The sequence below is a fragment of the Streptomyces sp. NPDC002851 genome, assembly GCF_053591935.1.
On sequence record NZ_JBSFUT010000004.1, the window covers coordinates 144964 to 158465 of the forward strand.

The window sequence follows — 13502 nt, forward strand, 5'->3', positions numbered from 1 at the left end:
GTCCGGTCCGGTCAGTGGGAGGCTGGTCGGCGCGCGGAGTCGGTGGCCCTGGTGGCCCTGGTGGCCGCGGTAGTCGGGCTGGTCGGGCTGGTCGGGGTGGCCGCGGTGCTCGCAGTGCTCGCGCTGGTCGCGGTGGTCTCGAGGTGGTGCTTGAGGCGCTGCAAAGTGGTGCCGATGTGCGCGTTGTTGGTGCCGATGCGGTTGATCACCCCGGTGACGGTGATGGCCATGGGGATGAACCACAGCGGGACGCGCAGCCAGTTGGTCTCGGTGATCAGGCAGCCGCCTGAGCGGTGCGGCGCGATGTCGTACTGCCAGCGGGAGATCGGGATCCCGAACGGAAGGGTCTTCACCTCGTACGCGAACCGCAGGTTCGGTTCGGCGTCGGTGACCCGGCAGGCGGTGACCCAGCGGCGCAGCCCGTTGCGGTTGTGGCCGCGGAACGTATGGCCCACCGCGGGCCCCGTGGCACCGTCCACCCAGCGGGCGCGGTACGCCTCCTCCGCGAACCCGGCCATCGTGACGGGGTCGCTGATCACGCGGTACGCCTCGGCCGGGGACACCTGAACGGTCACGCTGCCGGTGGCGGCGGGCTCCGGGAACCGTGGGATGCGTGGGATGTGCCGCGCCATGAAATGCCTCCTCCACTGATGTAATCAGCGATTACATCAGTGCGCTTCGAGGTGGTCAAGGTCAAGGCCCTTGGAAGGCAGGGAAATTGGGGCTCATTCCCCGCGCAGATACGCCTCGCTCACCAGGCCGATGCCGAGGGCGTCCAGGGACTGCTCCGCGAGCCGCTCCGCCTCGTCGGGCGGCAGATAGCCGTCGACGATCATCTGGGCGAGGCCGTACGCCATCGCCTTCCCGGCGAGCCCGAGCGCCACCGGGTCCCCTTCGCGCAGCTCGCCCGCCTCCTGCCCCGCGATGACGACATCCGTGAGGGCCTGGTCGATCCCCGCGACGTACGGCGCCAGTTCGGCCGGTGGGTGGTCGTGGAAGACCCGGGTCCTGACCAGCGCGAACCGGTGCGGATAGCGGAGCGCGTACCGTACGAAGCCGAGCCCGAAGGCGTGCAGCGCGGGCCTGTCGGGGTTCGCATGGGCGACCGCGGCCCGCTGCCACCCCTCGAAGTCGGCAAGCACCCGCCCGGCAACCGCGGTCATGAGCGCCTCCCGGTCCGCGAAGTGCCGGAACGGCGCCCCCGGGGAGACCCCCGCCCGCCGCGCCACTTCCCGCACGGAGACCTGCTCGGGGCCGCGCTCGTCGAGCACTTCCAGGGCGGCCTCGGTGAGGGCGGCGGGCAGGGAGCCGTGGTGATAGTGGGAGCGTCCGGCGGGTTTCGGCGTCATGGCTGAAATTGCTACCACATGGTGAAGGGGGCGGTGGGGTGCGGGAGTTGGTGCCTGAGACCTGTGATTCCCATCAAATCACTAGGAAAATGTTGACGTGGTGCGTCGGCGGGCGCAGGATGGTCCGCATGTCACCTCTGGAGCAGCGGCTCGTGCGTCGTCGGCATGTCGACTTCGGCCATGTCGTCAGTGCCGCGTGCCGTGCTGAGCAGGGCGTATAACTCGCCCCCTTCGCCTCTGTCTTGCTGCTTCCGAAGGATGACTGCCATGACCACGGCACCGCCCCGCCCTGCCCGCCGGGCCACCGCGCCCGCCCGTACCGCTCATTCCGCCAACTCCGCCCATACCGCCCCGCTGTCCGAACTGCGTCGGCTCCGCGTGATGCCCGCGCCGGGCCGCGACCGTAGTGCGGTGGACGAGAGTGGTGCGCCGCTCGTCGGCTATCTGGTCCTCGTTCCCGAAGGCACGGATCCGGCCACGCTCTTCGCCCCGGGAGTCGCCCCGGGCCTCGCGCAGACGGGTATCGCTCCGAACCCCGCTACGGGCCCGGCGCGTCCCGCGGCCGACCCCCGCACCGACCCCGTACGCATCGACGCCGTACGCATCGACGCCGAGCAGCGGGTCGTTCAGGTCGACGGGCGTGAACTCGACCTGACCTACCTGGAGTTCGAGCTCCTCGCCCGGCTCGTCGGCACGCCGCACCGGGTGCACTCCCGTGAGTCGCTGGTCTCCGGGGTCTGGGGGTACGGGCATGTCGGTGACGGCCGCACCGTGGACGTCCATGTCGCCCGGCTGCGCCGCAAGTTGGGCGCGGCACACCGGCACCGGATCGTGACGGTCCGCAGGGTCGGCTACAAGTACGTGCCCGACGAGGCCGGTTACGTCTGAGCGTCGCCTCTGTCGAGCACCGACAGGAGCGTCTCCGCGAACTCCGCGGAGCGCTCCGTCGCGCCGAGGTGTCCGCCCGGGAACTCCACCACGTCACCGCCGAGTTGCCCGGCGATCCGCACCGCCGGACCGTCCAACGCCTCCTGACCGCGCGAGTCCCGGCCGACGGCGAGCACCCGGCGGTCCGCGGCGGCGCGGAGTGCTTCCAGGTCCGGCGCCGTGGTAGCAGGTCGAGCGCGACGGGTCGAGGGAGTGGGCCCAGGTGTCCGCCACATCTCGGGGGTGGCCGAAGCCCTCGCCGAGCTCCAGGTGGATGAACCCGTGGAAGGTGCTGCGCGACAGCCGCCCCGCGTCGGTCAGATCGAGCTCGCTCAGGCCGTAGCCGCGCAGCATGCCGTACGTCAGCTCGACGCTGCGGCGCAGCCCGACCGCTAGGAAAGCTGGAGACCCCTCGGGCGTGTCCGGCGGATCTTGGTGCCTGCGGCGGCCTTGTCCCCTACCCGCCCCTTCCCGCAACTGGGGCGCCGCCCCAGACCCTGGGGGTCCAGGGGACGAAGCGCCCAGCGGGGTTAGGGGGAGAAGCCCCGGGCGGGGTTAGGAGGCGAAGCCCCAGCTGGAGTTGGGAGGGCGAAGCCCCGGGCGAGGTTAGGGGGCGAAGCCCCCAAAGGGGGTCTGGGGGGAGAAGTCCCCGGGTGGGGGTCTGGGGGGCCGCAGGCCCCCAGTTTCGGGAAGGGGCGGGTTAGGGGAAAGATCCGCTGGACAGGTCCTAGGGAGCAGCTGTGCCCCGCCGACGGTCGCGCTCCTCGTCCGCCCAGGGCAGGCCCAGCTCCGCGAGCAGGCCCAACTGCTCGTCGGTGAGGCCGGATCTGCGTTGGCGTGCGGTGTGCAGGCGCTGACGGAGGTGGATGTCGACGTCGTCGACGACGGTGGTCCATGCCGGGGCGACGATGTGGCGGCCGTGCGCGTCGACCAGCGGGCCGACCTCGTCGAGGTGGCGGCGGGCCGCGGTGACGAGCAGCTCGAAGCGTTCGGCCCGGCTGCGGCGACGGGCGGCCGTACGGGACGGCTTCCGCGTACCGACGGTCGGGGCCGGTCCGGCTCCGGCCCGGGCCCCGATGCCGCGGCGGAGGAGTTCGGACTGCTGCTCAGGGGCGAGGAAGGTCCAGCGGGCGAGTTGGCCCGAGACCCAGCGGCCCAGGTCCTCGCCCCCGAACAGGCGGGAACCGGCGAGCAGTTCGGCCAGGTCGCCGCCGTCGTCGAGGAACCGGTCGAGGAGGGTGAGGCGGCGCTGCCACCCGGCGTGCCATGGGCCGGACACCCGCCACGGAATGCCGAGCGCGTCCAAGTCCCGTACCCGCTCCGGCCATCGGCGCGCGAACGCGGGCCGACGGCAGTCCGTCATGATCCGGCCGATCGCGTGCTCCCGGCCGTCCACCTCGACGATCTCGTCACGGCGCGGCAGCAGATGCCCTTCGCGCTCGCCGTACGCGCGGACGGCCCGCCACATCGCCTGCCAGCCGTCCGCGCGGGGCGACCAGACGATGCCGAGCCGGTCCAGCCGGGCGGCGATACCCCGGTCCAGCTCACCGGCGCGGTGTGCCTTGCGCCAGCTCTCCAGCTGTACGCCGAGCAGCACGTCGCCCTCGCGGTGTGCGCGGGGCACCCGCAGATGGCCGGTGCGTTCCCGGTAGCGCTCGGCGGCGGCCAGGGCGCGGGCGGAATCGTCGGCGAGGCTCTCGCGCACCCGGAGCCGTACCCACCGGGCGATCTCCCCGGGGTCCCGCTCGCCGAGCAGGAATCGCAGTACCCCGCCGGGCTCCTCCGCCGCCGGGCCCGGGGCCTCCGCTTCCGAGGCCTCCGCTTCCGGGGCCTCCCGCGCCTCGCGGTCCTCTCCGTGTTCGGCCATGGGCGGCCGATGCGGTGTACGCGGCGTGGACAGCCGGTCGACGAGGGTTTCGCTGTGGGCGCGCAGGGCGCGCAGCAGGGCGAGCAGCGGGTCCCACGCGGGTCCGTACAGGTCGTCCCGGCTGCCCGGCTCCAGGTGGACCACCGGCACCACGATCGTGGCGACCTTCTCCGCGGGACCGGCGCCGAACTCCCCGGCCCGGTCCGGCCGCTGCTCGACGGGGACCCGCAGCGCACGGCCGACGCACTGGACGAGGTCGATGGCCCCGGCGCGCGGGTCGACGAACGCGACCGCGTCCACGGCCGGTACGTCGACGCCCTCGCGCAGCACCCGTACCGAGGCCACCACGCTCAGGTCGAGCGGCCTGCCGCGCAGGTCCCGGCCCTCGGCGAGCTCCCGGCCGAGCACGGCGTGCCGTTCCTCGGCGGTGTGCTGCGCGGAGAGCGCCGCGCTCCAGACCCGGCGCGGCACGCGCACGCCCGCGCGGCGCAGCCGCCCGGCCTGCGCGGCGAGCGTGTCCGCGAACGCCTCGGCGTCCTCGACCCGGTTCGCGTACGCGAGGACCCGCCGCAGCCCGTACGTCCGCGCCGCCTTCAGCAACGCGGCCTGCTGCGCGGCCAGATACAGCCCGCGCACGCGGACCCCGGAGCGCCCCTCCTCGGCCACGGCCTGCTGCAACACGGGGTCGTCGATCTCCGCGACCACGATCTGGAACCGCGCCACGAGCCCCTGCGCCTGGGCCTCCTGGAGGGACAGCTCGTACGCCACGGGTCCGAAGGACACCGGGTTGTCCATGGAGGCGAGCGGCTGCTCCACACCCGCCACGGGGACGCGTACACCGAGGGCGGGGGAGGGAGGACGAGGTGAGGGCGGCGGCGCGACGTCGGCGGGCGCCGGGAACGCCACGAGACCGGGCGTCGCACCTGCGTCGAGGTCCCTGAGCCGGGGAAAGGTGCTCCAGACCCGTGGGGTGGCGGTGAGTGCGAGACGGCGCCGGGCGGGCACGGCGGACTGGTCGTTGACCTGGGCCCAGGTGGTGGTGCCCGCGCTGCGGTGCGCCTCGTCCGTGATGATCAGGTCCCAGGCGGGCAGGGGCGGGATGCCGGGCACCCGCAGGGCGTGCGCCGCGACGACGGTGGGGATCGAGGCGTACGTCGTGAACACCGTCCAGGTGCGGTGCCCCTGCCGCTCCAACCGGCTCCACCACCAGGCCAGTTGGGCGGGGCTGGTGGTCGAGGGCGCCTCGTGTGCGACGAGTACGCTGTCGCTCGGGCTCATGGAGCAGACCACGGCCATGGCGCCGCGGCGGCCGCCGTCCCGGCGGAAGGCGAGCAGGTTCTGCCGCACGAGCTGTAGCGTCGGCTCGACCACGAGGACGCGTCCGCCCCCGGCCACGCGGTTGGCCACCTCGGCGGCGAGCCGCGTCTTGCCGGTGCCGCAGGCCATCCGGACCTGGGCCCGCACGGCGTGCTCCGTCGCGTCCGGCGGTACCTCCAGGGCGCGTACGACCGCCTCGCAGCCCGTCACCTGATGTGGCATCAGCGTCTGCACCGGGGCCTGCCTCCTGCTCTCACCACATCCTGTCTGCATTCTAGGCGCGGGGGCGCGGGGGCGCGGGGGCGCGGGGGCGCGGGGCGCCGCAGCAGGGAGCAAAAACCGTGGCCAGGGCGGACGGCACTGTGGCAGCGTCCACGCCGTGACGGACAACGACAACGACAACGGCAACGACGACAACAACGACAGACACGCGGACAGCGACAACAACGACAGACACGGCGACGGAACCGCCGACGACGTCCAGGGCATAGACGGCCTGGAGATCGGTTCGCTCGCGGCACGGCCCTGGCTGACCGGCCGCCTGTACGACATCGCCGAGGACTGGCCCGCCTTCGTGCCGCACGACCTGGTCGCGTCGACGCTGCTCGGCCGGGTGGCGGAGGACTTCCCGGAGTACTGCGTCGTGGCGACGGATCCGGACGGTGACCGTGTGGTGGCGCGCGGTCTGAGCGTGCCGTTCCACGCGGAGCTCGACGGCCGCGAGGAGACCCCGGACCAGGGCTGGGACCGCGTCCTGACGTGGGCGTACCAGGACCGGCGGCACGGGCGTGCCCCGACCATCGCCAGCGCCCTCGAGATCACCGTCGACACCGCGTATCTGGGCCGCGGCCTCTCGTACCGCATGCTCGCCGCCCTCCGGCAGGCGGCGGCGAGCCGGGGCCACGCGACGCTCCTGGCTCCGGTCCGCCCTACCGCCAAACTGCCGTACGACCCGTCGAGGCGTGGCTGCGGGTCCATTTGAACCCTCCCCCCAGCTAGAGCAGGGGGATTCCTGGCTCAGGAAGCCTCCCGAGGTAGCACCTCGAGGGTCTTACTCCCTCAACACCAGCCGGGACGGAACCTGCCCGGTTTGGTAGAGCAAAGCTCTGACTGTGCTGTCTTGGTTCTCGATCAGCACGCGTACGGAGCTTGGTTCTCGCTCCGCACAGCGGGCAGCTTACCCGATCGTGTGGGCGGATTCGCCCTGAGCGGATGTGAGCTCAGCGTTCCGGGTCCGGCGGTACGGGGCGCAGGTCCGGGCGCTTCGCCGTACGGTCCGTGCCGGACGAGCGGCCGCGCAGGCGGCGGGAGAGCCAGGGGCCCAAGAAGGTGGTGGCCCAGCGGAGTTCGGCCGTCAGGCCGGTGGGTGTCGGGGGCGCCGACGGGGGCAGGGGGTAGGTCCAGGTGTCGTCGCTGCCGGGGAGCGCGAGGGCGTGCGCGACGGCGTCCGCGATCCGTTGATGGCCGAGCGGGCCGGCGTGCAGCCGGTCCGCGCTCCACAGGCGTAGGTCGGTACACACGGCGTGCCCGCTGATCTCGGCGACGGCCACGCCGTGGCGCCGGGCGGCGTGCCGGATCCGCTCGTTGAGGGCGGTCACGCGCGGGCCGAGGGGCCGGGCGAGCGGGATCAGGCGCGTGACGTCAGGGAAGGTGACGGTGGCCACGCGGGCGCCCTGCGCGGTGAGCGCGGCGAACATCGCCTCGAGATGACCGGCGACCTCGTCGGCGTCGAACCGCGGCCGCAGCAGATCGTTGACCCCGGCCACCACGGTCGCCAGGCCGGGCCGGAGCGCGAGCGCGGGGCCGAGCTGCTCGGCGTGCACCTGGCCCGCCAGGCGTCCCCGTACCGCCAGATTGGCGTACTGCAACTCCGGCTCATGCAGGGCGAGTTGCTCGGCGAGCCGGTCCGCCCAGCCGTGCAGCCCCACCGTGTCGTCACCGTCACCAAGGCCCTCGGTCTGGCTGTCACCCAGGGCGACATAGCGCAGGCCATGGACGTTATCGCGCTCGTGTTCGTACTGGTCAGTGAGCGGCACGGGCGGCCTGCCTCGCGCGCAGGACGGCGATGGTACGGGTGCACCAGTCCCGGTTGCCGCGCTCGAAGTCCAGGCCGCGCAGGCAGGTCAGATACGGGCCGATGCGCTCGCCGTCGCGCAGGAACTCGTCCTCGGTGCGCTCGCCCCGCATCGAGCGCAGCAGCTTGCCGAAGAGTTCGACCTTGGCCTCGGCGAACCCGGCGCGCTCGGTGAGCTGCCCGATCAGCGCTTCGGTGTCGACATGGTCGGCGGCCTGCACCTTGACCGTCAGATCGTCCCGGATGAATGACGGCTTGGCCGCGGCGGCCGCGAACCGGTCCAACTCGGTGATCCCGGCGTCCGTGACCCGGAACATGCGCTTGTTGGGCCGGTTGTCCTGCACGACCTCCCGGCCCTCGACCAGCCCGTCCTGCTCGAGCCGGGTCAGCTCGGCGTACAGCTGCTGAGGCTGCGCGTACCAGAAGTTCGCCACGCCGACGTCGAACGCCTTCGCCAGCTGGTACCCACTGAGCTCCTCGTCGAGCAGCGCTGCCAGTACGGCGTGCCGCAAGGCCATCGGATCGCCTCCCGTCGGACGGCCGCGTCTGTTCAGCGGCGCGTACCCATGGTACTCATGAATCTGACTACTCACGAATGTGACTAGCCAAGAGCCACTAGCCAGGGTGCCGTTTCCCAGGAGGGCCCATGACCACCACCGCTGCCGCTTCCGCCACCGCCGACCGCTTCCGCGCCGCCGTCCACAGTCGCGATCTCGCCGCCATGGAGGACCTGTTCACGGACGACATCCGCTTCTACAGCCCGGTCAAATTCACGCCCTTCGAGGGCAAGCCCATGGTTCTTGGGCTCTTCGGGGTGCTCCTTCGCACCTTCGAGGACTTCCGGTACGTCGGTGCGTACGAGGGCACCGCCGAAACGAGCTCCGACGGTGCCGAGGCGCCTTCGGCGGTGCTGCTCTTCCGTACCGTCGTCAACGGCAAGCAGATCCACGGCATCGACCTGCTGCACTTCGACGAGGACGGCCGTATCAAGGAGTTCACGGTCATGGTCCGGCCGCAGTCCGCTGTGCAGGCGTTGGGCGAGGCGGTGCTCGCCGGGCTCGTCGCGGACGGCCTGGTCCCGGGTGCTCCGGCGCCCGGCGGGCAGTGACAGGCGGCACTCCCATCCGCTCCGCGCCGAGAAGCTGTGCCGTGAGGTGGCGGGGGACCGGAGCGTCTGACCGGCCGCTGGCCGTACGGCACCTGTTCCTGTGCGCCGCAACGGATTTGTTCCGGCCCTTACTTACGGGAACTTCAGGCCACCGCGCGGTCGCCCCGTATCCCGTCTCCCGCGCCCTCGCCCCGTGATCGTCGCGCCGAACGCGCCGGACCCGGCCTTGGGAAGGGTGCAGACCGGCCAGCTACCCGCGTTGCCGAACTGGCCTGAGTTGCCGTTGGCCTAATAGGTGCCCCCGGCATCCAATGGCTACAGATGGCAGTCACTGCCACAAACCACTGCCACTGGTCACAGCCAAAAGCCACTGCCACTAGCCACAGCCACTGCCGCAGCCACGGCCACGGCCACAGAGCAGTCGTATCACCAGGAGCCCGTCGGCGAGCGAGGTCACGTCATGCCGGAAGCAGTTGCCTTTCCCCAGAACCGCACATGCCCCTACCACCCGCCCACGGAGTACGAGCCGCTGCGCGCCGAGCGTCCGCTGTCCCGGGTCGCGCTGTTCGACGGCCGCTCCGTGTGGGCCGTCACCGGACACGCCGCCGCCCGTGAACTGCTCGCCGACCCGCGCCTGTCCAGCGACCGACGGCGCCCGGGGTTCCCGATCCCCACCGAGCGTTTCGCCTCCGTACGGGACCGCCGGGTCGCGCTCGTCGGCGAGGACGACCCGGTGCACAACACCCAGCGGCGCACCCTCATCCCCAGCTTCTCGGTGAAAGCGGATAGCCGCGCTCCGCCCGCGCATTCAGGAGACCGTCGATGGCCTCCTCGACGCGATGGAGCGGAAAGGCCCGCCCGCCGAGCTGGTGGAGGCCTTTGCGCTGCCGGTGCCGTCGATGGTGATCTGCGCCCTGCTCGGCGTGCCCTACGACGACCACGACTTCTTCGAGGAGATGTCGCGCCGTCTGCTGCGCGGCCCGAAGGCCGAGGACGTGGAGCGGGCCGCCGACCAACTCGATGCTTATTTCTACGAGTTGATCGAACGCAAGCTCACGGCTCCGGGGGACGGCCTGCTCGACGAGCTGATCCAGCGGCAGGCCGCCGAGGGCGAGCTCGACCGGCCCGAACTCGTCGGCCTGGCCACGGTGTTGCTCGTCGCCGGGCACGAGACCACCGCCAACATGATCTCGCTCGGCACCTTCACGCTCCTCCAGCACCCGGACCGGCTCGCCGAACTCCGCGCCGAGGGTGACCTCATCCCGTCGGCCGTGGAGGAGCTGCTCCGCTTCCTGTCCATCGCGGACGGGATCATGCGGGTGGCGACGGAGGACATCGAGTTCAGCGCCGACGCCGGGGTCACGATCCGCGAGGGCGACGGCGTCGTCTTCCCGACCTCCGTCATCAACCGCGACACCGAGGTGTACACATCACCCGAGGAACTCGACTGGCACCGCTCGAACCGCCACCACCTTGCGTTCGGCTTCGGCATACACCAGTGTCTGGGCCAGAACCTCGCCCGCGCCGAGCTGGAGATCGCCCTGCGCACCCTGTTCCAGCGCCTGCCGGACCTGCGGCTCGCGGTCCCCGCCGAGGAGATCCCGTTCAAGCCGGGCGACACCATCCAGGGGATGCTGGAACTCCCCGTCACCTGGTAGGAGGCCCGTGATGAGTACGACGAACGGCGAGGCACCGGACCCGGGCGGCCGCATCCTGATCGACCACGACCGATGCGTCGGCGCCGGCATGTGCGCCCTCACCGCACCGGAGGTCTTCACTCAGGACGACGACGGCTTCAGCGAGGTACTGCCCGGCCAGGAACACAGCGGCCATCCGGCGGTACGGGAGGCGCTACGGGCCTGCCCGGTGCAGGCGCTCAGCGTCGGAACGGACTGACGGACTGACGGACTGACGGTGTCCGGTACCGGTGCGGCATGCATACGACGGGCGCACGGGCGGAGGCACGGCTCAACGCCTGGCGGACGACGACCCTGGATCCGGACGCGGACCGGGACCGGGCCCCGGACACGGACCCGGATCAGGGTCCTCGTCCGGCGTCCGGCCGATGCGTCGTACGTCGCGTACGCAGAGGTTGGCGACGGTCGCCGCCACGATCACCGCGGCGCAGGCGAGCAGCACGGTACGCGGCGGCCACGCGTGCGAGGCGAGCGCGGTGAGCAGATAGCCGACGGGGATGGCCAGGCGCTCCCCGACGTTGTTGAACGAGCTCATCCGGCCCAACTCGTGGACGGGAACGTGCGCCTGGAACACCGTCGTCCAGGCGACGATCGCGATATCAAGGCCGACCCCGGCGAGGACCGCACCGACGAGCACACCCGGCAGCGCGAGCCCGAGCCCCAGCGCAAGCAGCGGCAGCACCAGCGCGGCGGAGCCGACGACGGCCACGGCCAGCGGGCGGCGCGGCCGCCACCGTAGACAGACCACCGTCCCGCCCAACAGGCCGAGCGCGAAAGGCCCCTTGAACGAAACCCCAGGACCGCGCCCCCGTGTAATGCTCCGCGGCGACAAACGTCAACGCGTCGAGCGCGAGCGCCCACGCGGGCCCGCCGAAGCCGACGAGCAGACCCCCGGCGACCGGCCCGAGCACCTTGACCACATTGCTCGGCAGCCGCAGCAGCGCGTTGGCCTGCTGCAACTGCTCGTCCGGCACGATCTGTCGCACCACGCCCTGTGCCGCCGGGGCATCAATTCAGCCCGTCCGGCGTTTGAGGACGAGCCCCGTTCAGGGGCGAAGGGGGGGCGCTGGGGGCGCAGCCCCCAGATCCGGCAGCCGGGCCGACGGCACGGATCGTGATCCGTAAGACAAAGAAAGCGCCGGAACGCCGGAATCCGCAGCGGGGCGTGACGCCCGGCCGCCCCCCTTGGACAAGGTCACGCGCTCAAATGTGCCACCGTCGTACGGGACTTGGGGAAGAGAGCGCCGCCGAGCGCGCGGTCGAAACCCGGCAGGTTCAGGGCACGGAAGCCCCAGCGGCGGATCCGGAGCCGGGTCGTGGAGGTGGGCAGGAACCACTCGCCGACCCGGTTGCGGGCCTGCGCCTGCACGGCAGCCGCCACCGGCCGCCACCGCTCCTCGTACTCGGCGAGCGCGGTGCCGACCGAGCCCGCCGCCGCGAGCCGCTCCGCGAGAACGTACGCACCGGCCACGCCAAGGGATGCGCCCTGCCCCGCGATCAGGGAGACGGCGTGGGCGGCGTCCCCGATCAGCACGGTGTGGCCGGTGCCATCGGCCCCGGATGGGGTGGCGGTCGACCAGGAGCCCACCTCTACCTGGGCGACCTGGTCGTAGTACATCTCCTCGCCCGGCGGGCAGTGCGCCAACGTCCGCTCCACGAACGGCCCCATGCCCCCGAACACCTCGCGCAGCGCCTCCCGCGAATCCCGTGGTAGCTCCTCGGCGCCGGGGCCGACGCCGGTGCGGTGCACGGTGAAGGCCGCCACGCGGTTGTCGTCCAGGCCGTAGAGCCCCAGTTGGCGGTACGTCGTGTCGGTGAGCGCGAAGCGTCCTCGTACCTGCTGGAACAGTTCGGGATCACGGAACACGTACGCGGCCGTGTGCATGCCGAGCAGCCGCAGATGGTCCCGCTCGGGCCCGAAGAGGAGGGAGCGGATCCGTGCGTGGATGCCGTCGGCGCCCACGAGCAGGTCCGCGTCGAGCCGTTCGCCGTCGGACAGCGTCACGCTACGGCCCTCCGCCCGCTCGACGGTCGTGCCGTACCGCAGTTCCACCCGGCCCGCGCCGCCGGGCCGGGCGTCCGCCCGCACCGCCTCGCGCAGCAGCCGTTCCAGATCGGGCCGCATGATGCTGACGAGCCCACCCCCGGCGGCGCGCGTGAACTTGTCGTAGCCGACCGTGGCGAGCCGGTGCCCGCGCTCGTCCACATAGCAGAACTCCGAGGTCCGGTGGCCGAGTTCACGCAGCCGCGGCAGCAGCCCCATCGCGTCGAGTGCCTCGTACCCCGGACCGAAGAAGTCGATCATGTAACCCTGGCGCCGGGGCCCGGAGGCCCGGTCCACCACCAGCACGTCCCAGCCGTGGTGCCGCAGTCGCGCGGCCAGAGCGAGTCCGGCTATGCCCGCGCCACAGATGATCGCTTTCAATGTGCTCTCCGTTCACTTGGATGGGGGCGCCACCAGGTCGCGTACGAGGGGCGCGAGGCCCTCGGCCGACAGCTCGGGATCCAGGCCCTTGTGCAGGACGAAACCGTCGAGCACCGTCATGACGAGGGTCGCCGCCGCGTCGGGCGCGGGATGGCCCGCGCGGTTCAGGGCCGCGGTCAGCTCACCGCGGAATTCGGTCACCAACTCGGCCAGCCGGGCGCGGAGTTCCTCGTCCCGTGTGGCCACCAGGTACGCCTCGGCGAACAGCAGCGACTCCGGGTCGCGCCCGGTGTACCCGTCGAGGTGCGCGAGCAGCGCCGCGATCCCGTCGGCCGGTACCTCGCTCGCCGAGAGGACCGCGCGGGCCTCCGCCAGGGCGGGGCGGATCGCGTCGAGCGCCGCCTGCCGCAACAGGGCGGGCAGGGAAGCGAAGTGGTAGTGCACGAGCCCGGACCGCACCCCGGCGCGCTCGGCCAGGTTCCGGGTGGTGACCGCGTTCCAGCCGAGCTCGGCGATGAGCTCGGCGGCCGCGGCGAGCAGCTGCTGGCGCACTTGGTGACCGCGGTCGGCGGAGGTGGGCATCGGGTCTTGTCCCTTCTTGGGCGTACGCCCGGGTGGTGCGCGTGCGTTGGTTGTGCGTCTTGGTCGTACGTCTTGGTCGTACGTCTTGGGCATCTGTCCAAACCGTAGCAGCTTCGGCCCGCCGACAGGAGCCGACAGGGTTCGGAGTTTCCGAAC

13 protein-coding genes and 3 pseudogenes are annotated in these 13502 nt (G+C 72.0%); 5 read left to right on the plus strand and 11 right to left on the minus strand.

Features of this window, described 5'->3' with window-relative positions; all coding sequences use genetic code 11:
• Window positions 1-11: 11 nt before the first annotated feature.
• On the minus strand, window positions 12-632 hold the full coding sequence (locus tag ACWD10_RS05995) for an SRPBCC family protein (protein WP_451087482.1): 621 nt from the start codon (window positions 630-632) through the stop codon (window positions 12-14).
• 93 nt (window positions 633-725) lie between these two features.
• Entirely contained in the window at window positions 726-1349 is a 624-nt protein-coding gene (locus ACWD10_RS06000) for a TetR/AcrR family transcriptional regulator (protein WP_451087484.1), read from the minus strand.
• A 267-nt stretch (window positions 1350-1616) separates the two neighbouring features.
• Here ACWD10_RS06000 and ACWD10_RS06005 point away from each other — a divergent pair, with 267 nt between their 5' ends.
• Window positions 1617-2237, plus strand: coding sequence for a winged helix-turn-helix domain-containing protein (locus tag ACWD10_RS06005; RefSeq protein ID WP_451087486.1), 621 nt, complete (start codon window positions 1617-1619; stop codon window positions 2235-2237).
• On the opposite strand, the gene ACWD10_RS06010 is transcribed toward ACWD10_RS06005, so the two are convergent.
• The 3 genes and pseudogenes from ACWD10_RS06010 to ACWD10_RS06020 form a co-directional block, all read right to left on the minus strand.
• On the minus strand, window positions 2228-2512 hold the full coding sequence (locus ACWD10_RS06010; RefSeq protein ID WP_451087828.1) for a hypothetical protein: 285 nt from the start codon (window positions 2510-2512) through the stop codon (window positions 2228-2230). The genes ACWD10_RS06005 and ACWD10_RS06010 overlap by 10 nt on opposite strands.
• 28 nt (window positions 2513-2540) lie before the next feature.
• A pseudogene (locus tag ACWD10_RS06015) lies at window positions 2541-2630 on the minus strand (TetR-like C-terminal domain-containing protein); the annotation flags it as partial.
• Between the two features lie 373 nt (window positions 2631-3003).
• Entirely contained in the window at window positions 3004-5694 is a 2691-nt protein-coding gene (locus ACWD10_RS06020; protein ID WP_451087488.1) for a Helicase associated domain protein, read from the minus strand.
• A gap of 145 nt (window positions 5695-5839) precedes the next feature.
• Here ACWD10_RS06020 and ACWD10_RS06025 point away from each other — a divergent pair, with 145 nt between their 5' ends.
• Entirely contained in the window at window positions 5840-6442 is a 603-nt protein-coding gene (locus ACWD10_RS06025) for a hypothetical protein (RefSeq protein WP_451087490.1), read from the plus strand.
• 238 nt (window positions 6443-6680) lie between these two features.
• Here ACWD10_RS06025 and ACWD10_RS06030 read toward each other — a convergent pair whose 3' ends face one another.
• Complete coding sequence (locus ACWD10_RS06030) at window positions 6681-7496, minus strand: SGNH/GDSL hydrolase family protein (protein ID WP_451087492.1); 816 nt, start codon at window positions 7494-7496, stop codon at window positions 6681-6683.
• Window positions 7483-8052, minus strand: coding sequence for a PadR family transcriptional regulator (locus ACWD10_RS06035; RefSeq protein WP_451087494.1), 570 nt, complete (start codon window positions 8050-8052; stop codon window positions 7483-7485). Before ACWD10_RS06035 ends, ACWD10_RS06030 begins: the two co-directional genes overlap by 14 nt.
• Before the next feature lie 128 nt (window positions 8053-8180).
• Between ACWD10_RS06035 and ACWD10_RS06040 the strand changes: the two genes are divergently transcribed.
• The 3 genes and pseudogenes from ACWD10_RS06040 to ACWD10_RS06050 all read left to right on the plus strand — a co-directional run bounded on the left by ACWD10_RS06040 (window position 8181) and on the right by ACWD10_RS06050 (window position 10538).
• Entirely contained in the window at window positions 8181-8642 is a 462-nt protein-coding gene (locus ACWD10_RS06040) for a nuclear transport factor 2 family protein (protein ID WP_451087496.1), read from the plus strand.
• A 460-nt stretch (window positions 8643-9102) separates the two neighbouring features.
• Window positions 9103-10300 (plus strand): annotated as a pseudogene (locus tag ACWD10_RS06045) (cytochrome P450).
• 10 nt (window positions 10301-10310) lie between these two features.
• Window positions 10311-10538: a ferredoxin gene (locus ACWD10_RS06050; protein ID WP_451087498.1), complete on the plus strand. Its 228-nt coding sequence runs from the start codon at window positions 10311-10313 to the stop codon at window positions 10536-10538.
• A 72-nt stretch (window positions 10539-10610) separates the two neighbouring features.
• On the opposite strand, the gene ACWD10_RS06055 is transcribed toward ACWD10_RS06050, so the two are convergent.
• From ACWD10_RS06055 to ACWD10_RS06070, 4 genes and pseudogenes are all read right to left on the minus strand, one after another.
• The gene (locus ACWD10_RS06055; RefSeq protein WP_451087500.1) at window positions 10611-11099 is read right to left on the minus strand and encodes an MFS transporter; all 489 of its coding nucleotides are present in this window, start codon (window positions 11097-11099) and stop codon (window positions 10611-10613) included.
• A 124-nt stretch (window positions 11100-11223) separates the two neighbouring features.
• Window positions 11224-11328 (minus strand): annotated as a pseudogene (locus tag ACWD10_RS06060) (hypothetical protein); the annotation flags it as partial.
• Window positions 11329-11534: 206 nt separating this feature from the next.
• The gene (locus ACWD10_RS06065; RefSeq protein ID WP_451087502.1) at window positions 11535-12764 is read right to left on the minus strand and encodes an FAD-dependent monooxygenase; all 1230 of its coding nucleotides are present in this window, start codon (window positions 12762-12764) and stop codon (window positions 11535-11537) included.
• Between the two features lie 12 nt (window positions 12765-12776).
• Window positions 12777-13346 carry a TetR/AcrR family transcriptional regulator gene (locus ACWD10_RS06070; protein WP_451087504.1) on the minus strand — a complete coding sequence of 190 codons (570 nt, stop codon included), beginning with the start codon at window positions 13344-13346 and terminating at the stop codon, window positions 12777-12779.
• Between the last annotated feature and the right edge of the window lie 156 nt (window positions 13347-13502).

Excerpts from the sequence above, each read along its gene's own strand:
- ACWD10_RS05995 (WP_451087482.1), bottom strand. The coding sequence starts at position 632 with ATGGCGCGGCACATCCCACGCATCCCACGGTTCCCGGAGCCCGCCGCC.
- ACWD10_RS06000 (WP_451087484.1), bottom strand. The coding sequence starts at position 1,349 with ATGACGCCGAAACCCGCCGGACGCTCCCACTATCACCACGGCTCCCTG.
- ACWD10_RS06005 (WP_451087486.1), top strand. The coding sequence starts at position 1,617 with ATGACCACGGCACCGCCCCGCCCTGCCCGCCGGGCCACCGCGCCCGCC.
- ACWD10_RS06010 (WP_451087828.1), bottom strand. The coding sequence starts at position 2,512 with ATGTGGCGGACACCTGGGCCCACTCCCTCGACCCGTCGCGCTCGACCT.
- ACWD10_RS06035 (WP_451087494.1), bottom strand. The coding sequence starts at position 8,052 with ATGGCCTTGCGGCACGCCGTACTGGCAGCGCTGCTCGACGAGGAGCTC.
- ACWD10_RS06040 (WP_451087496.1), top strand. The coding sequence starts at position 8,181 with ATGACCACCACCGCTGCCGCTTCCGCCACCGCCGACCGCTTCCGCGCC.
- ACWD10_RS06050 (WP_451087498.1), top strand. The coding sequence starts at position 10,311 with ATGAGTACGACGAACGGCGAGGCACCGGACCCGGGCGGCCGCATCCTG.
- ACWD10_RS06070 (WP_451087504.1), bottom strand. The coding sequence starts at position 13,346 with ATGCCCACCTCCGCCGACCGCGGTCACCAAGTGCGCCAGCAGCTGCTC.